Annotated in this window: 17 protein-coding genes; 10 read left to right on the top strand and 7 right to left on the bottom strand. The window is 66.0% G+C overall.

Features of this window, described 5'->3' with window-relative positions; genetic code table 11:
- Nucleotides 1–62: 62 nt before the first annotated feature.
- Complete coding sequence (locus tag M9917_RS03685) at nucleotides 63–1,055, bottom strand: LLM class flavin-dependent oxidoreductase (RefSeq protein WP_297250947.1); 993 nt, start codon at nucleotides 1,053–1,055, stop codon at nucleotides 63–65.
- 186 nt (nucleotides 1,056–1,241) lie between these two features.
- Here M9917_RS03685 and M9917_RS03690 point away from each other — a divergent pair, with 186 nt between their 5' ends.
- Nucleotides 1,242–1,439, top strand: a complete 198-nt coding sequence (locus tag M9917_RS03690; protein WP_297250948.1) for a hypothetical protein — start codon at nucleotides 1,242–1,244, stop codon at nucleotides 1,437–1,439.
- On the opposite strand, the gene serA is transcribed toward M9917_RS03690, so the two are convergent.
- Nucleotides 1,427–2,686 (bottom strand): phosphoglycerate dehydrogenase, encoded by a 1,260-nt coding sequence (gene serA / locus M9917_RS03695; protein ID WP_297250950.1) that lies wholly within the window; start codon nucleotides 2,684–2,686, stop codon nucleotides 1,427–1,429. The genes M9917_RS03690 and serA overlap by 13 nt on opposite strands.
- A gap of 310 nt (nucleotides 2,687–2,996) precedes the next feature.
- Between serA and M9917_RS03700 the strand changes: the two genes are divergently transcribed.
- The 6 genes from M9917_RS03700 (at nucleotide 2,997) to M9917_RS03725 (ending at nucleotide 9,945) form a co-directional block, all read left to right on the top strand.
- Nucleotides 2,997–4,055 (top strand): patatin-like phospholipase family protein, encoded by a 1,059-nt coding sequence (locus M9917_RS03700; RefSeq protein WP_297250952.1) that lies wholly within the window; start codon nucleotides 2,997–2,999, stop codon nucleotides 4,053–4,055.
- 581 nt (nucleotides 4,056–4,636) lie between these two features.
- Nucleotides 4,637–5,656, top strand: coding sequence for an aminopeptidase (locus M9917_RS03705; protein ID WP_297250954.1), 1,020 nt, complete (start codon nucleotides 4,637–4,639; stop codon nucleotides 5,654–5,656).
- Between the two features lie 155 nt (nucleotides 5,657–5,811).
- The gene (locus M9917_RS03710; protein WP_297254681.1) at nucleotides 5,812–6,588 is read left to right on the top strand and encodes an alpha/beta fold hydrolase; all 777 of its coding nucleotides are present in this window, start codon (nucleotides 5,812–5,814) and stop codon (nucleotides 6,586–6,588) included.
- A 12-nt stretch (nucleotides 6,589–6,600) separates the two neighbouring features.
- The gene (locus M9917_RS03715; RefSeq protein ID WP_297250956.1) at nucleotides 6,601–7,389 is read left to right on the top strand and encodes an alpha/beta fold hydrolase; all 789 of its coding nucleotides are present in this window, start codon (nucleotides 6,601–6,603) and stop codon (nucleotides 7,387–7,389) included.
- Nucleotides 7,390–7,393: 4 nt separating this feature from the next.
- On the top strand, nucleotides 7,394–8,917 hold the full coding sequence (locus tag M9917_RS03720; protein ID WP_297250958.1) for a tripartite tricarboxylate transporter permease: 1,524 nt from the start codon (nucleotides 7,394–7,396) through the stop codon (nucleotides 8,915–8,917).
- 44 nt (nucleotides 8,918–8,961) lie between these two features.
- Nucleotides 8,962–9,945 (top strand): Bug family tripartite tricarboxylate transporter substrate binding protein, encoded by a 984-nt coding sequence (locus tag M9917_RS03725; RefSeq protein WP_297250960.1) that lies wholly within the window; start codon nucleotides 8,962–8,964, stop codon nucleotides 9,943–9,945.
- Nucleotides 9,946–10,077: 132 nt separating this feature from the next.
- On the opposite strand, the gene M9917_RS03730 is transcribed toward M9917_RS03725, so the two are convergent.
- Nucleotides 10,078–10,515, bottom strand: a complete 438-nt coding sequence (locus M9917_RS03730; protein WP_297250962.1) for a carboxymuconolactone decarboxylase family protein — start codon at nucleotides 10,513–10,515, stop codon at nucleotides 10,078–10,080.
- A gap of 174 nt (nucleotides 10,516–10,689) precedes the next feature.
- Here M9917_RS03730 and M9917_RS03735 point away from each other — a divergent pair, with 174 nt between their 5' ends.
- Together M9917_RS03735 and M9917_RS03740 are read left to right on the top strand one after the other, a co-directional pair.
- The gene (locus M9917_RS03735) at nucleotides 10,690–11,010 is read left to right on the top strand and encodes a DUF4286 family protein (protein WP_297250964.1); all 321 of its coding nucleotides are present in this window, start codon (nucleotides 10,690–10,692) and stop codon (nucleotides 11,008–11,010) included.
- Nucleotides 11,011–11,094: 84 nt separating this feature from the next.
- Nucleotides 11,095–11,535 carry a tripartite tricarboxylate transporter TctB family protein gene (locus tag M9917_RS03740; protein WP_297250966.1) on the top strand — a complete coding sequence of 147 codons (441 nt, stop codon included), beginning with the start codon at nucleotides 11,095–11,097 and terminating at the stop codon, nucleotides 11,533–11,535.
- A gap of 9 nt (nucleotides 11,536–11,544) precedes the next feature.
- Here M9917_RS03740 and M9917_RS03745 read toward each other — a convergent pair whose 3' ends face one another.
- The 4 genes from M9917_RS03745 to M9917_RS03760 all read right to left on the bottom strand — a co-directional run bounded on the left by M9917_RS03745 (nucleotide 11,545) and on the right by M9917_RS03760 (nucleotide 16,283).
- Nucleotides 11,545–12,207 carry a GntR family transcriptional regulator gene (locus M9917_RS03745; protein WP_297250967.1) on the bottom strand — a complete coding sequence of 221 codons (663 nt, stop codon included), beginning with the start codon at nucleotides 12,205–12,207 and terminating at the stop codon, nucleotides 11,545–11,547.
- A gap of 150 nt (nucleotides 12,208–12,357) precedes the next feature.
- Nucleotides 12,358–13,020, bottom strand: a complete 663-nt coding sequence (locus M9917_RS03750; RefSeq protein WP_367273902.1) for an invasion associated locus B family protein — start codon at nucleotides 13,018–13,020, stop codon at nucleotides 12,358–12,360.
- A 107-nt stretch (nucleotides 13,021–13,127) separates the two neighbouring features.
- Complete coding sequence (secA, locus tag M9917_RS03755) at nucleotides 13,128–15,902, bottom strand: preprotein translocase subunit SecA (RefSeq protein WP_297250969.1); 2,775 nt, start codon at nucleotides 15,900–15,902, stop codon at nucleotides 13,128–13,130.
- Nucleotides 15,903–15,947: 45 nt separating this feature from the next.
- Entirely contained in the window at nucleotides 15,948–16,283 is a 336-nt protein-coding gene (locus M9917_RS03760; RefSeq protein ID WP_297250971.1) for a hypothetical protein, read from the bottom strand.
- On the opposite strand from M9917_RS03760, the gene M9917_RS03765 reads away from it, so the two are divergent.
- The gene (locus M9917_RS03765; RefSeq protein ID WP_297250973.1) at nucleotides 16,264–17,121 is read left to right on the top strand and encodes a peptidylprolyl isomerase; all 858 of its coding nucleotides are present in this window, start codon (nucleotides 16,264–16,266) and stop codon (nucleotides 17,119–17,121) included. The two genes, M9917_RS03760 and M9917_RS03765, sit on opposite strands and share 20 nt — an antisense overlap.
- The last annotated feature ends 152 nt before the right edge of the window (nucleotides 17,122–17,273 follow it).

Genomic DNA, 17,273 nt, shown 5'->3' on the forward strand with positions numbered 1-17,273 from the left:
GATTATTGCTAATAAGACTTCATCGCAATAAATCAGGCACCCGCAGTGCCACCCCGATCCCGCTATGCCCGCAGATCCGCCGCGAGCTCCGCCACCAGCGTGTAGGAGCGCTTGCGCTTCTCATGGTCGAAGATCGGCGCCGTGATCATGATCTCGTCGGCGCCGGTCTCGTGGATGAAAGCGCGGAGCGCGCGCTTCAGCGTCGCCGGCGAGCCGATGAAGGCATAGCGCAGCATCTGCGCGACATGCGCCTTCTCGGCCGGCGACCAGTAGCCCTCGATATCGTCGATCGGCGGCTGCAGCTTGCCGCGCCGGCCGCGCACCATGCCGACGAAACGCTGCTGCAGGGAGGTCGCGAGATAGCGCGCCTCCTCGTCCGTCTCGGCGGCGACGACGTTGATGCCCGGCATCGCATAGGGCGCCGCGAGCTGCGCCGACGGCTTGAAGCGCGCGCGATAGACCGAAAGCGCCTGCATCAGCGCGTCCGGCGCGAAATGCGAGGCGAAGCTGTAGGGCAGGCCGAGCTCGGCTGCGAGTTGCGCCCCGAACAGGCTCGACCCGAGGATCCAGAGCGGGACGTTCAGCCCCTCTCCCGGCACGGCGCGGATCGCCTGGTCGGGCGCAGCAGGCGCGAACAGCGCCTGGAGTTCGAGCACGTCCTGGGGGAAGCTGTCGGCCGCCATCGGGCTGCGGCGCAGCGCCCTCAGCGTCAGCTGGTCGGTGCCCGGCGCGCGGCCGAGGCCGAGGTCGATGCGCCCGGGGAAGAGCGCCTCCAGCGTGCCGAACTGCTCGGCGATGATGAGCGGCGCGTGGTTCGGCAGCATGATGCCGCCGGCGCCGATCCGCATCGTCGTCGTCGCGGCGGCGAGCCGGCCGATCACCACCGAGGTCGCGGCCGAGGCGATGCCGACCATGTTGTGATGCTCGGCCACCCAGTAGCGCGTGAAGCCGAGCGCCTCGGCATGGCGGACGAGATCGATCGATTTCATGAGCGCGTCGCGCGGCCCCTCCCCTTCGACGACGGGGACGAGATCGAGAATGGAGAGCGCGACCATGGCGGCCCCTGCTGGCTTCGAGCCGGCGAATGCCGGCGGGATGACGTCGCCTCACCAGATGGGGGAGCGCGCCCGCCGGGTCCAGAGGCCGCGGGCTTCAGCATGGCATGCGCTGGCGTTCTGGCGGAACGGCGAAGGCGCTGCCGCGTTCATCGCGCAAGCCCACCGACCGCGAAAGGAACGGCCATGACGACAACCGCCAATCCGGCCAGGGAAAGCCTGCGCAAGGAGCAGAAGGAGCAGCGCAAGGCCGCGCGCGAGCAGGGCAAGGACGCCAAGCTCGACGAGGCCCTGAAGGAGACGTTTCCGGCGAGCGACCCGATCGCGGCGCAGACGCCGATCAAGCCCGGTGCCAAAACGAAGAAGCCGGCTCAATCGCGCTGATAGAGCAGCCGGGCGCGGATCGTCCCCTCGAGGGCGCGGATCTCGCGCAGGATCGCGCGCGCATCGGCGCCCGAGACGCCGTCGGCATCGACCACGACATAGCCGACCTCGCCGTCGGTCTGGTAGTTCTGCGCGGCGATGTTGACCTGCCGGCTGGCGAAGACGTCGTTGAGGCGGCGCAGCATGCCCGGCACGTTGCGCTGGACATGGATGAAGCGCGTGCCGACGGATCGCGCCGGGAGCTGGACCTGCGGGAAGTTGACCGCGCCCACCGTCGAGCCGACATCGGAATAATCGACGAGCTTGCGGGCGACCTCGGCGCCGATGCGCTCCTGCGCCTCCTCGGTCGAGCCGCCGACATGCGGCGTCAGGATGACGTTGGGCAAGCCCTGGAGCGGGGAGGCGAAGCGTTCGGCGTTGGAGGCCGGCTCGACCGGGAAGACGTCGATCGCCGCGCCCGCCAGATGGCCGCTCTTCAGCGCCGCCGCGAGCGCCTCGAGATCGACGACGGTTCCGCGCGAATTGTTGATGAGACAGGCGCCCGGCTTCATCGCGGCGATCTCGGCCGCGCCGATCATGCCCGCCGTCTGCGGCGTCTCGGGCACATGCAGCGAGACGACGTCGGCGGCGCCGAGCAGGGCCCGGAGGCTCGCCGCCGGCTCGGTGTTGCCGTGGCGAAGGCGATCGGTGTGGTCGTGATAGATCACGCGCATGCCCATCGCCTCGGCGAGCGTCGAGAGCTGGCTGCCGATATTGCCGTAGCCGACGATGCCGAGCGTCTTGCCGCGCACCTCGTAGGAGCCAACGGCGGATTTGTCCCAGCCGCCGTCATGGGCGGCGCGCGAGCGGTCCGGGATCCGCCTGAGCAGCATGACGATCTCGCCGATGGTGAGCTCGGCGACGCTGCGGGTGTTCGAGAAGGGCGCGTTGAACACCGGCACGCCGCGCTGGCGCGCCGCTTCCAGATCGACCTGGTTGGTGCCGACCGAGAAGCAGCCGACGGCGAAGAGCCGGTCGGCCGCCGCCAGCACCTCGGCCGTCAGTTGCGTGCGCGAACGGATGCCGAGCACGTGCACGCCCTGGAGCGCCTTGACGAGCCCGTCGCCGCCCAGCGCCTTCGGCAGCCTTTCGAGCTGGCTATAGCCGGCCCGTTCGAGCAATTCTACGGCGGAATCGTTGATGCCTTCCAGCAGCAGGACCTTGATGCGGTCCTTGGGAAGGGAGAGGCGGTCGCTGGCGGTGGTCATGAAGGTCGCTCGTGTCGGGAGCGGTTGCTATAATCCCCGCAGCGCGTGAGGCCAACGTCCTGGCACGACACGACCGCGGAAAAAGCGCGGGTTGCGGCGGGCGCCTCAGTGGAAGGCATTCTGTTTGAGCCGCCTTGTGATGGCTGCGCATCGAACATGGTCTTCGGCGCCGCCGGGGCACGTGACCGATGGTTTCCAGCAGCGGACGATGTCGGACCGGTCGACCCAGGGGTCGAGCTCATGACTGCCGGGAAGTTAAGTCAAAAATTTACTCTCATCAGCTCTAAGATCCGCCGGCAGGAGACCCGATATGGCAGCGAACAGACGCGACTTCTTCTTTCTTGCTGGGGCGGCGTCGCTTGCTCCAATCGCAACGGCCAGTTCAGCTGCAGCACAGGCAGGCCCATCTCCCTCGTCGCAAGCGAGTCGGGATGATGGTCTTGCTCATCCTGTTCCCTATCGTTCGGTTGCCGGTACGGGTCGGACGAGGGGCCTGGTTTTGGGCGGGGGCGGGATCTATCTGGCGTCCTGGATGGTCGCATACTTCACGGCCCTGGCGGAGAATGGAATAGATGTCGGCCAGGCGGATATCATCGTCGGTACGTCAGCGGGGTCGCTGGTAGGCGCCGCATTGGCCGGAGGAAGATTGGTCCAGCTGCACGAGACCCTCCAGCAACTGGCAAAGAAGCCTGAGGAATTCGCGAAATTTGTGCCTCCGACACCGCCAACGGCCAGCCAGTTGCGCGCGCGGGAGCTTGCGAACACGGCACGGCTGGCCGACAGCGCCACCATCCAGGCGATCGGCCGGGCCGCGATGGCGGCAAGGAATCCTGCCGGTCCGACGGAGTACCCTGTCGCACTGGAGCACTTTCTCAATATGACCGCCTGGCCCTCGGAGAAGCTTTACACGACCGCTGTTGATTGCTTCACGGGCGAGCGGATAATCGTTTCGCAGGCTGACGGGCTTCAGGTAAACGACGGTTGCGCCGCCAGTTCGTCTCTGCCTGGATCGCAGGGGCCGACGTGGCTCAAGGACCGTCTTTGCATGGACGGCGGGATTTCCGAGAGCAGCACACATTGCGACGTGGTTGCCGGGGTCAAGAAGGCGCTGGTCATCTCGCTGACGGATGGCACCGACGTTGCGGTAAAGTTGGGCTTGCGGGCCTCCAGCCTGCCCAATACCCTGAGTCAAGAAGTGCAGCAGTTGCAGGCCGAAGGCACGCAGGTCGCGCTAAAAATCGTAGGTCTCGTCCCTGGTGTCGAGCGCGTGGACAGCATCATGAATCCAAGATGGATTGCCCCCTGCCTAGCCAATGGAAGGGATCGCGGCTTGGCCGACGCAGCCGAGATGCTGGCTTTTTGGAGATAGCAATTTCCTGTTAAGCCGCAATCTTCTGGATGGGATGCCGGCTGGGGCGTGGCCTCAGTCCGATGACGCCTGTCTGCAACCAATCCCGACCGCGGCATCATCAGGGCTGGAACCCTCCGACCAAAAGCTCCGAACCGGTTCAGATCGACCGAGCCTGCTCTGTCCGCGATGGCGCACCGGAGCCGGGCGTTCTTGGCCTCAAGCTGCCTCGTCCGCTTCAGCCTGATCAGACTTCAGGCCGCCGCGCTCACGGCGCCGGCAGTAACAGCTCGCTTCCGTGACGCCGATGGAACGGATCGCATGCTTCAGGGTGGACCAATTCGACGAGCGCGACTCATTGGCATTGCGGGACGACGCGGACGCCGAGCGCGATCACGACGACGGCGATGTTCAAGCCCGCCCCCATGCCGATGCGCCGGCCGATGTCGAATGTAGACACTTATGGGAAATACCGGCACGAAAAAGCTTCACGAAATTCATCCGATATGATTAAGTGTCGACATATTTGGAGCGCGGGCCGATAATCCCCGCAGAAATCGTGAGAGGTCGACGTGTCGGCAGGTTCATTGATGACAGGGAGCATGGAGCATCTGCGCCGCCCGCTCGTGCGCAACATCAAGGCGGGCGACAAGGTGCTGGTTTTGTCCGACACCGAGCACGATCCGCGCGTCTGGCAGGCCGTGATGAGCATCCTGCAGGAGATCGGCGCCGACACCACCGTCGCGCTGTTCGAGCGGCGCCCGGCCGATTACTACGATCCGCCGGCCGCCGTCTGCGAGGCGATGCTGAAATCGGACGCCAATGTCCTGATCGCCTCGACCGGCATGCTGCATTGCGCGGCGAGCCTGCGCTCGATGGAGGCCGGCATTCCCTCGATCTGCCTGGACGGCGGCATGCGGCTCGAATGGCTGCAGTCCGGCGCCATCGCCGACGACATGCGCCAGATCGCGGTGCGCAAGCACTATGTCGGCGAGCGCGTCTTCGGGGCGAACGCCAAGACCTGCCGCGTCACCTCGCGCCACGGCACGGACTTCACCTACAGCGTCGCAGGGCAGATCTGGATTCCGCCGCTGCCGAAGCCGGACTACGACCCCTACAAGATCGTCAACTTCCAGAAGGACGAGAACCGCCCGGCCGGCAAGCTCTACTACTATCTCTACCCGACCGGGGAGTTCAACGTGGCCCCGCATGAAGGCACCGCCGAGGGCAAGCTGGTCATCGACCTGACGATGCACCATCTCGGCCGGCTTTCGAGCCCGATCGAGCTCAGCATCGAGAAGGGCCGGGTGGTACGGATCGACGGAGGCGCCGATGCCCGCATCCTGCGCGACTTCCTCGAGGCCTATGGCGACGAGAACGCCTATATGTGCCCGGCCGAGGCCTCTGTCGGCGTGAATGCGAAAGCGGTGATCCGCGGCGTCCAGCGCGAGGACAAGAACATCATGGGGACGATGCATTTCGGCCTCGGCACCAATGTCGATGTCGGCGGGTCGATCTTCTCCAAGATCCACATGGACGGCGTGATCCTGCATCCGACGCTCTATGTCGACGGGGTGAAGCGCATCGAGGACGGCCGCTTCCTCGTCGACATCGAGGGCTGAGCCGGGCAGGCGATGGGGAGGAATGCCATGAGGCCAGGCGCCGCCGCAGGGGCGGATCACGTCGCGCGTGCTCGCAACAGCCTGGCCCGCGGCATCGTCGACGCCATGCCTTCGGTACCGCTTCGCGCCAGTCGGGATCCTGAGCCTTGATGCAGATGGTAAACGGTTTCAACTGCCGGATCGAGGGTGCGCCGGACGCGCCCTGGGTCGTACTGAGCAATGCGATCGGAACGAATCTCTCCTTGTGGGACGATCTGGTTCCGGCGCTCAGTCCCCGCTATCGGATCCTGCGATACGATCAGCGCGGCCACGGCAAGTCCATCGTGCCGCCCGCGCCCTACAGCTTCGCGGAACTCGCGAGCGACGTGACCATGCTGATGGACAGCGCCGGCATCGCGCGGGCGCATTTCGTCGGCATGTCCATGGGCGGCGTGACCGGCTGGGAGCTCGCCCTCACCTGCCCGGAGCGATTGCACTCGCTCACCATCTGCGACGCGGCCGTTTCAGGCAGCGCCGCCGCATGGGAAGAGCGGCTGGCCGTGATCCGGACTGCGGGATTCGATGCCCTCGTCGAGCCGACGCTCGCGCGCTGGTTCTCGAAGCGGGCCCTCGCCACGCAATCCCCGGCGCTGCAGCGCGTCCGCGCCATGCTCCAGACGACGCCGCCGCCGGGCTTCGAAGGCTGCGCCAACGCGCTTCAGGCGTTCGATTACACGCACGCCCTCGAAGCCATCGAAACCCCGGTCCTGCTCGTCTCCGGCGCGGAAGACGGCTTAAGGCCGCAGGCGATGCTCGCCGAGGCGAAGCGCATCCCCGGCGCGCGCAGCTGCCTCGTTCCGGACGCGGGTCATCTGAGCAACATCGAGAATCCGGAAGTCTTCAATCGCGCGGTCGTCGACTTCATCGATGGCGTCGAAGCGGCGCGGAAGTAGGAGATCCATCCCATGGGCACGCATGACGCGACCGATCTCAACTTCCGTGTGTCCGGCTCCACGAGCGCCCCCGCCGTCATGCTCCTGCACGCTCTCGGCGCCAATCTCGGATTCTGGGATGCGATGATCGCGGAGATGGGGTCGGAGTTCCGGATCGCACGCTTCGACCAGCGCGGACACGGCCATTCGCCGGTGCCGCCGCATAAATGGACGATGGACGAGCATGTCGCGGATGTCGAGCAGGTCCGGAAAGCGGCGATGATCGAGCGGATGACGATCGTCGGCACGGCCGTCGGCGGCGTCATCGCGCTGTTCTACGCCCATCGCTACCCGGAGCGGGTGAAGTCCGTGATCTTCGTCAATCCGACCATGGGCGCCCATCCGGTGACGAACACCGAGCGCGCCGCGAAGGTCATGGCCGGCGGCATGCAGGCCATCGCGGAGGCGGCGGTGGCGCGCGCCTTCGGCGAGCTTGCGCATGACGAGCGCTATGTGCATTACCGCGACGAGATCCTGATGAAGACCGATCCGCTCGGCTATCAGCGGACGATCATGGGCCTGATCGAGAAGGACATCCGCGCGATCGCCGGCGAGATCCGGCGCCCGGTGCTCCTGCTCGCGGGGCGCCTCGACACCATCAATCGCGCCGATGTCGTCGACGAGATCGCCGGCATGCTGCCGAATGCATCGGTCCAATGGGTGGAGCGAGGCGCCCATTTCGCGCCCTACCAGGCGCCGGCGGCCTGTGCCGACGCCGTCAGGGCTTTCGTGCGCGCTACAGACCGCGATACGGAGACCTGATCCGATGGCGATGGACGCTGGCGTCATCCAAGGTGTCTGGGCCGCGCTGACGTGGTCGAACGTCGTCTTTGCCTTCATCGGCTGCCTGCTCGGAACGCTGGTCGGTGTGCTGCCCGGCCTGGGGCCGGCCTCGGTCATGTCGATCCTGCTGCCGATGTCGCTGAGCCTGCCTCCCGAAGGCGCGATCATCATCATGTCGGGCGTCTATTACGGGGCCATGTATGGCGGCTCGACCACCGCCATCCTGATGAACGTCCCCGGCGAAGCCGCATCGATCGTCACCGCGCAGGACGGCTTTCCGATGACGCGCCAGGGACGGGCCGGCCAGGCCCTGGCGATCGCGGCGATCGGCTCCTATCTCGCCGGGATCACGGGCGCGCTGGCGATTTCCTTCATCGGCCCTTTCGTCGCCGATCTGGCGCTGAAGTTCGGGCCGCCCGAATATTTCGGGCTCGTGCTGTTCAGCATGACCGCGCTGGTCAGCTTCGCGGGCAACTCCTTCATCAAGGGGCTGGGCATCGCGGCCTTGGGCATGGGCTTCGCCTGCGTCGGGGTCGATCCCCTGACGGGCGCGCAGCGCCTGACCTTCGGAACGATCGAGCTGTCGAAGGGCTTCGATCTCGTGCCGGTTCTCGTGGGCCTGCTGGGAATCGGCGAGGTCCTCACCAGCATGAGCCAGAACGTCCAGCAGATCTTCTCCGGAAAGCTCGGCTCGGTCTGGTCGATGTTCCCGCGGGGGCGCGAATTATGGCGCGGCCTGGCCGCCTCCGTGCGCGGCACCGTCGGCGGATTCGTGCTGGGGCTGCTTCCGGGCATGCTGCCCGCGCTCACGGCCTATCTTTCCTACGATGTGGAGAAGCGCCTCTCCAAGACGCCGCAGGAGTTCGGCAACGGCATGATCGAGGGCGTCGCGGCGCCGGAGGCCGCCAACAACGCGACCGCGATGGCCGGCTTCATCCCGCTGTTCTCGCTCGGCATCCCCACGAGCCCGTCGCTCGCCATCATTCTCGGGACGCTGATGATCAACGGGCTCACGCCCGGGCCCATGCTGTTCCAGACGCAGGGCACCTTCGTCTGGACCATCATCGGCAGCATGCTGATCGCCAACACGATGCTGGTCATCCTCAATCTTCCGCTGATCGGCCTCTGGGCGCAGGTGAGCCGCATTCCCTACAGCATCCTCGGCCCGGTCGTCCTGGCCGTCTGCGTCCTCGGCGCCTATGCGCCGCGCAATACGATGTTCGACGTCTGGGTCGCCATCGGCTTCGGCGTGCTCGGCTATCTCATGCGCCGGTTCAACATGCCGCTGGCGCCGCTGGTGCTGGGCTTCCTGCTCGGGCCGATGCTGGAACAATCGCTGCGGCAGTCGCTGGCGCAATCCGGGGGCGACCTGCTGTTCATGATCGACCGGCCGATCGCCGTTTCGCTTTTCCTGGCCGCCTTCCTCGTCGTCGCGGCGACGACCTGGCTGCGGCGGCGCTCGCGCGCGGTCGGCACTCTGATCGCCGAAAGCACGAACGAGGTGTGACACAGCCTATGCCGACAACCGGATCATTCAGGGAGGACAAGACGATGCTCGGACGCAGAACGCTACTTCTCGGGGCGGCTTCACTGGGAGCCGACCTGACACTCAACCGCCTGGGTACCCGCGAAGCTTTCGCGCAGGCGGCCTATCCCAGCCGCGCGATCGAGCTGATCGTGCCTTTCGCGCCGGGCGGGGCCACGGATCTGACCGCGCGCGTGGTGGCGCCGGCGCTGGAAGCGCATTGGAAAGTGCCCGTGCGCGTGATCAACAAGCCCGGCGGCAACACGGTGCCGGCCGTCAGCGAGGTGATGCGCGCCAACCCGGACGGCTACAGCCTCCTCGCCGACTCGCCCGCCTCGAGCTCCATGCTGGAGGTGGTCGTGCGCAACCTTCCGTTCCAGTCGATGGATCGAACGTTCATGGGCATGATCTCCCAGGCGCCGTTCATTTTCGTCGTATCGCCGGATTCGGCGATCAAGACGATGGCCGACGCCATCGAGCAGGCCCGCAAGGATCCCTCGACATTCAGCTGGACGTCCCTGGGCGGCGCGGGCGCGCCGGACTACGCGTTCCGGCGCCTGTTCCACTCCATCGGCGTGGATGTCAGGAAGACCCGCCCGGTCGCATCGAAGGGCGGCAACGAAGCCGTGATCATGACGGCGAGCGGCAACGTCACGCTCGGGGTCGGTTCATGGGCTTCGGTCTCGCCGCTTCTGGGGAGCGGCAAGCTGCGCGCCCTGGCGGTCGCCGCGCCGACACGCTTCCCCCTGCTTCCCGAGACCCCGACGACGGAGGAAGTGGGCCATCCCTCCGTCCAGGTCATGTTCTGGTTCAGCGTCTCGGGGCCGCCGAACCTGCCTGCTCCCGTGGTCAAGGCCTGGGACGAGGCCATCGCCGCCATCGCCGCCGATCCGAAGGTCCGTGAAACGCTGCAGAAGATCGGCAACGTGCCCTATGTCCACCCGGCGGAGAAGGTCCGGGCGATGGTCGAGAGCGAGAAGAAGAACGTCGAGAGCCTGTGGGCCTCCTGACCGTCCGATGACAGGCCCTCGGAATCGGAGGCCCGCCCCCGTTGGAACGCCAGGCGTTCCAACGGGGGCGGCCTGGTCGCGCCGGCGGCGGTGCTCGAAGGTCCATCTCCCTTCGCCACCGCCGATGCGGCCTCACGCCTCGATGTCGATCTGCAATGCCGCCAGCACACGCACGGTCTGGTTGTACCAGCCGACGAGAAGCGTCAGCTCGACCAGCTCGGGAACCGAGAGGAAGCGCGACAACGCCGCCCATGTCTCGTCGCGGCAGGAGACGTCGCGCGTCAGCTCGGTGGCGAACCGGATGATCGCGCGCTCCCTGTCGTCGAACAGATCGGAGGTCTCGAAACCCTCGATCGCCTCGATCTGCGCTTGCGACAGACCAGCCTTGAGCGCCGGACCCGTATGATGATGAACCTCGTAAGGTGCCCTGGTGATCTTGCCGACGGTGAGAATCGCAAGCTCCCTGTAGCGCGGATCGAGGAGCGTGTTTTTCCGCAGGCTGCGGCTGTAGACGAACCGATCCTCGAGGATCTGCGGCACATGCGCGAGGGCCCGCGTCAAATTGTTCACCGCGGATTGCTTCTTTCGGAGGTCCGCGAACAAGTCGCGATGCGATTCCGGAAGGTCCTCTTCCTGGCGATAGGGTATGCGGGCCATATGATTCTCGCTGCTGATGCGTGTGAGACAGATTTCATCTGTATCACGTAAAAATATATTTTCAATGGATGTCATGGAATTCAAGCGATGACTGAGCAACCGCGCCATATGTTACATGTGATGATGGATGTCGATCCCGCGCATGAGGAAGAATTCAACCGCTGGTACTGGGAAGAGCACGTTCCCGAACGCCTCGCGCTGCCCGGGTTTATCAGCGCCCGCCGCTTCATCGCCAAAATGGGCGAGCCCAAATATCTTGCGATCTACGAGCTCGCGAGCGCCGACGCGCTGGAGACGCCGGAATACAAGCATGCCTACAACAACCCTTCGCCCTGGACTGTCCGGATGAAGCAGCACTATCGTTCCACACGTCACCTCTATTCCGAATTGACCAGGCCCGAACATTGACCTGCACCGACAATACACTGTCGGCCCGCGGGGGACGGATATGTCTCCGGCGCGTGTGAAACGGGAAGGAAGAAGGATCCTGTCATGAGCGACCGCCTGTGGGGTGTGGGCTTGACGATCATCGGCGCCGTCATGATCTGGGATGGCTGGCTGCTCGGGCAGAACGAGCGCGCGACGAGCGTCTTCGATTTTCTGGGGCCCGACCGCTATGGCATGCTGATCGGGGCCCTGATCGCTTTCTGCGGCCTTGTGATCAGCCTGAGCCGGTCGACGAACGCGGCCGCCGGCGAGGGCAACCTCGCTCCCGTCAGCTTCACCATCGCTCTCAGCGCCTATGCGGCCATCATGCCGTGGCTGGGCTATACGATCGCGACGTTTGTCTTCTTCGTCGCGGCCTTCCTTCTCGCCGGGCGGCGCAAGCTGCTGCCGACGCTGTTTGCCGGGGCTGTTTCAACGGCCGGGTTCTATTTCATCTTCGTCTATTTTGCGGATATGCCGCTTCCGACCGGCGTTTTCGGCATCTGAGCCGCAGCCTCACACGAGATAGCTCTCGAGGGCCGCCAGCGCATTGATGTGGTTGGACTGGATCAGCGCCGAGGCAAGCTGCGCGTCGCGGTCCTCATAGGCCGTGATCAGCCTGGCGTGATCGTCATAGGAGCGCGCCATCCGGCCGGGACGCGCCAGGCTTAGCCGGCGCAGCCGGGCCGTGCGCAGCAGCAATGAATCGAGGATGCGCTTCACCGTCAGGTTGCCGGCGAGCTGCGTGCTCAGTTCATAGAAATCGACATTGGCCCAGACGAAGGCGTTGAGATCGCCGGCGTCGTAAGCCTGCTTCATCTCGCGCAGGCCGGCCCTCAGCCGCTCCAGCCTGTCCCGATCGAGCGAGCGGGCGGTCTCGCCGGCGATCATCGCAAAGAGCGTTGCCCGGGCGCGATAGATCTCGCGAATCTCCTCGATGTCGGGCGAGGCCACGCGGGGCCGCTTGCGCGGCGGCACATCGACCAGCCCCTCCTTTTCGAGCAGCATCAGCGCTTCGCGGATGGGCGTGCGGCTGGTGCGGTAGCGTTTGGAGAGCTCGACCGAGTTCAAATCGTCGCCGGGCTGCCTGATGCCCTCGATGATCTCGGCGCCCACCTCGATCGCGATGCGTGAAACCAGGGAGGGCCGGTCATGCCGCTCGGCGACGATGCGCTGCACCAGTGCCTGCGCGCGCGCCAGCGAGCGGCCGTCGATGTCGGTCGGCGCTGGGTCCTCTGCTTCAGTCGAGATAGTCCGCCTCCCGGAAAGCGTTTCGCCGGACCATACCAGTCCGGAAATGCCGGCGGAAGCCGCACCTCGGCGCCGGCGTCAGCTCTGCGTCGCCTGCGGATTGCAGCGCTCCAGCAGGCGCGACGCCGCCGTCACGCCCGAGAGCGAGAAGGTGTAGCTGGTTGCGTTGCCCCGCAGCGAGCGCGCTTCGAGGGTCATGGTGTTGCCGGCCCGCATCGCGGCGAGCAAAGCAGGCTCGCGCTCCAGCCGTTCGAGCCAGGCGTTGCCGCCTTCGGTCAGCATGCGGAAGCTGTCGTCGCCGATCGTCACGGTGACGACCGAGTTGCGGGCGAAGTCATAGCCGGCCTGGAAGCTCGATTCCGTATCCGAACCCTTTTCGCCGGTCTGCACGAAGAAGAAGACTTCGCCATGACGCAAATTCGAAGGTTCCTCCGAGGAAGGTCTGCTCATGATGAAGCAACGCGTGAGATCTCCCTTTGCGTAAGAGGCCGCGCTCCAGTTGCCGAACTGCCCGAGGGATTTTGGGCTTGCCGCCTCTACGCCCGTGCTCGCCAGCATGGCGAGGCAGGCAGCCGAAAGCGTGATCTTGAACATGGTCTCATCTCCTTTCATCGCGGCCAAACTGGAAAGGAAAGCGTTACCGAGGCGTAAACAAGGCCCGGATAATTCGTGCGTCGATCCGGCGCAGCACGGTTTCCGGCCGGTGCGGCGATGCGGACGATGCCCAAACCCTATTGTCATCCCGGGGCTTCGCGTCAGCGAAGAACCCGGAATGACAAGGGTCGCCAAAAAACGACGATGCCCGGCACCTGGCCGGGCATCGGAAGAGATCGAGGAAGCTTCGCGCCTCAGGCGAACTGGCCGTGGCAGTGCTTGTATTTCTTGCCCGAGCCGCAGGGACAGGGCTCGTTGCGACCGACCTTGCCCCAGCTTTCCGGATCGGCCGGGTTGCGGTCGAGCAGGGCGGTCTCGGCTTCCGCCGCGGCAAGCTGCACCCCGCCGCCGCCATAGCCGCCGAAGCCCGAACCGGCGCCGTCCTCAGCCTGCATCGGCGCCTGGTCCTCGGGCTGGTCGAAGCGGACCTCGACGCGTGAGAGATGCCCGGTGACCTGCTGGCGCAGCTGGCCGATCAGCCCGTCGAACAGCTCGAAGGCCTCCTGCTTGTACTCCTGCAGCGGATCGCGCTGGGCAAGCCCGCGCCAGCCGATCACCTGGCGCAGATGGTCGAGCGTGACGAGATGCTCGCGCCAGAGATGGTCGAGCGACTGCAGCAGCACCTGCTTCTCGACATAGGTCATGACCTCGTCGGTGTTGCGCTGGATGCGGGCGGCATAGTCCTCGTCGGCGAGCTTGCGGATACGCTCGCGGATCTCGCTGTCGGCGATGCCCTCCTCCTTCGCCCATTCGTCGACGGGCAGGTCGAGGTTGAGATGCTGGAGCACCTCCTGCTTCAGGCCGGGGGTGTCCCACTGCTCGGGATAGGCTTCCTCGGGGATATGGCGGGCGACGACGTCCTCGACCACGCCTTGGCGCATGTCGTCGATGGTCTCGCGCACGCTCGCCTGGCGCATGAAGTCGCGGCGCTGCTCGAACACGACCTTGCGCTGATCGTTCATCACGTCGTCGTATTTGAGGATGTTCTTGCGGATGTCGAAATTGCGCGCCTCGACCTTGCCCTGCGCCTTCTCGACCGCCTTGTTGATCCAGGGATGGACGATCGCCTCGTCCTCCTTGAGGCCGAGCTTGGTCAGCATGCCGTCCATCCGGTCGGAACCGAAGATGCGCATCAGGTCGTCCTGCAGGGACAGGAAGAACTTCGAGCGGCCGGGGTCGCCCTGGCGGCCGGCGCGGCCGCGCAGCTGGTTGTCGATGCGCCGGCTCTCATGGCGCTCGGTGCCGACGATGTAGAGCCCGCCGGCCTTGAGCACGCGCTGCTTGAACTCACCCACCTCGGCGCGGATGGCGGCGGCCTTCGCGTCGCGCTCGGGACCCTCCTCCATGCCGGCGAGGTCGTGGGCGATGCGCATATCGGCATTGCCGCCGAGCTGGATGTCGGTGCCGCGGCCGGCCATGTTGGTGGCGATGGTGATCGCGCCCGGCACGCCGGCCTGGGCGACGATATAGGCCTCCTGCTCGTGGAAGCGGGCGTTCAGCACCGCGAAGGCCTTGAGCGTCTTGCCCTGCCGGGCCGCCGCGTAGACCGGCTCCAGCGCCGTCGGATCGGTGAAGTCGAGGAGCTTGTAGCCCTCCTTCTGCAGCATCTCGGCGATCAGCTCCGAGCGCTCGATCGAGGTGGTGCCGACGAGCAGCGGCTGGCCGTTGGCCTGCGCTGTCTGGATCTCGCGGATGACGCCGCGCACCTTCTCCTCGAACGTGCGGTAGACCTCGTCGTCCTCGTCCTTGCGGGCGACGGGAACGTTGGTCGGGATCTCGACGACCTCGAGCTTGTAGATCTGGAAGAACTCGTCGGCCTCGGTCGCCGCCGTGCCGGTCATGCCGGCGAGCTTGGCATAGAGGCGGAAATAGTTCTGGAAGGTGATCGAGGCGAGCGTCGCGTTCTCGGGCTGGACGGTGACGCGCTCCTTGGCCTCCAGCGCCTGGTGCAACCCTTCCGAATAGCGCCGGCCCGGCATCATGCGGCCGGTGAACTCGTCGATGATCACGACCTCGTCGTTGCGGACGATGTAGTCCTTGTCGCGGGTGAAGAGCGTGTGCGCCCTGAGCGCCTGGTTGACGTGGTGGACCAGCGTGACGTTGTGGGCGTCGTAGAGGTCGCCCTCGGTCAGGATGCCGGCCTCGCGCAAGAGCTCCTCGATATGCTCGTTGCCGGCTTCGGTCAGCGCGACCGTGCGCTGCTTCTCGTCGACCTCGTAGTCGGTGGGCACGAGGCCCGGCAGCACCTTGTCGATCGAGACATAGAGGTCCGACTTGTCGTCGAGCGGGCCGGAGATGATCAGCGGCGTGCGCGCCTCGTCGACCAGGATCGAGTCGACCTCGTCGACGATCGCGAAATGGTGGCCGCGCTGGCTCATCTGCGCGACGTCGTATTTCATGTTGTCGCGCAGATAGTCGAAGCCGAACTCGTTGTTGGTGCCGTAGGTGATGTCGCAGGCATAGGCGCGCTGGCGCTCCTCGTCGTCGAGGCCGTGCACGATGATGCCGACGGTCAGGCCGAGGAAGTTGTAGAGCTTGGCCATCCACTCGGCGTCGCGCCGGGCGAGGTAGTCGTTGACGGTGACGACATGGACGCCCTTGCCCTCGAGCGCGTTGAGATAGCTCGGCAGGGTCGCGACCAGCGTCTTGCCCTCGCCGGTCTTCATCTCGGCGATGGCGCCCTCGTGCAGCACCATGCCGCCGATCAGCTGGACGTCGTAGGGGCGCTGGCCGAGCACGCGCTTGGCCGCCTCGCGCACCGTGGCGAAGGCCGGCACCAGCAGGTCGTCGAGCTTCTTGCCGTCGGCGATCTCACGCCGGAACTCGGCGGTGCGCGCCTTCAGCGCCTCGTCGCTCAGCCCCGCGAGCTCCTTCTCGAGGGCGTTGATCGCGGCGACGCGGGGCTGATAGCCCTTGACGCGGCGGTCGTTCGACGAGCCGAAGAGTTTCTTTGCGAGCGCGCCAAGCATGTTGGGCCTTTCAGATGGTGTTCTGGAGCCGCGCTTCGCGCTCGGTCACGTGTCGCGCGCGAAGCGTAAGGCCCGGTATTCTTGAATTGCGACCGCGTGTTTAGACGCGTGCGCGGGCAGGGTCCAGCGCGCGTTTGCCCCCATCGGCGGCGAAACGGCAAGTGAATTCGGCTCCCGATGTGGGGTTTTTCCGGCCCGCTTCCAAGAGCCCGCGGCGAGATCGCGCGACGCAGCGGCATCGCGGCAGCACAAAGCCGCGTGATCGGCCGGCGGAATCGCTTGAGCCGCCTTGCCTTTGCCGCGTTCAACTGGCAGTGCAGCCGCCGGAACATCCGGATTTTCCGACGAAAGGCCGCCCTTCATGAACTCAGCCCGTTTCATCGCCATCCTCGGCCTTACGCTGCTGGCGGGCCCGGCCTTCGCCCAGGCGGACAAGGTCGTCGCCAGGGTCGACGGCGTCGCGATCACCGAGCAGGACATCAAGCTCGCCACCGAGGATCTCGGCGAGCGCCTCGCCCAGCTTCCCGAGGAGCGCAAGCGCGACGAGGTCATCAACTATCTTGTCGACCTCAAGCTCGGCGCCAAGGCGGCCGTCGCGGCGAAGATCGCCGACAGCCCCGATTTCGCCGCCCGCCTCGCCTATTACCGCGACAAGGTGCTGCTCGACGAATATCTGACCCGCGAGGGCAAGAAGGCCGTGACGCCCGAGGCGTCCCAGAAGCTCTACGACGACACCACCAAGGCGATGACGCCCGAGGAGGAGGTCCATGCCCGCCACATCCTGATCGAGGACGAGGCGCAGGCCAAGGCTGCGGCCGAGCGGCTGAAGAAGGGCGAGGACTTCGCCAAGCTCGCCGCCGAGCTCTCCAAGGACCCCGGCTCCGGCAAGGAGGGCGGCGATCTCGGCTGGTTCACCAAGGACCGCATGGTGCCGGAATTCGCCGAGGCCGCATTCAAGCTCAACAAGGGCGAGGTTTCCGAGCCGGTGAAGAGCCAGTTCGGCTGGCACATCATCAAGCTCGAGGACAAGCGCTCCAAGCCGCTGCCGGATTTCGCCGCGGTGAAGGCGCAGATCGACCAGTATCTCGAGCGCAAGGCCCAGCAGGACCTCGTCCTCGCCATGCGCGAGAAGGCCAAGATCGAGCGCCTCGACAAGCCGGCGGCGCCCGCCGCCCCGGCCCCGGACGCGGCCAAGCCGGCCGAGCCGAAGAAGAACTGAGCGCCTCGCTCCGGATCAGGCGAATTTTTAAGGGCGGCCCTTGCGGCCGCCCTGCTTGTTTTCGTCCCCGGCCTGCGGCAGAGGCTGCTGGATCAAGGCGCGCGGACCGGCGGGCGAACGATTCGCCGCCGCAAAGCCGTGCTCCGCAGGAG

It is taken from the genome of Bosea sp. (in: a-proteobacteria) (assembly GCF_023953965.1).
Classification (GTDB): domain Bacteria; phylum Pseudomonadota; class Alphaproteobacteria; order Rhizobiales; family Beijerinckiaceae; genus Allobosea.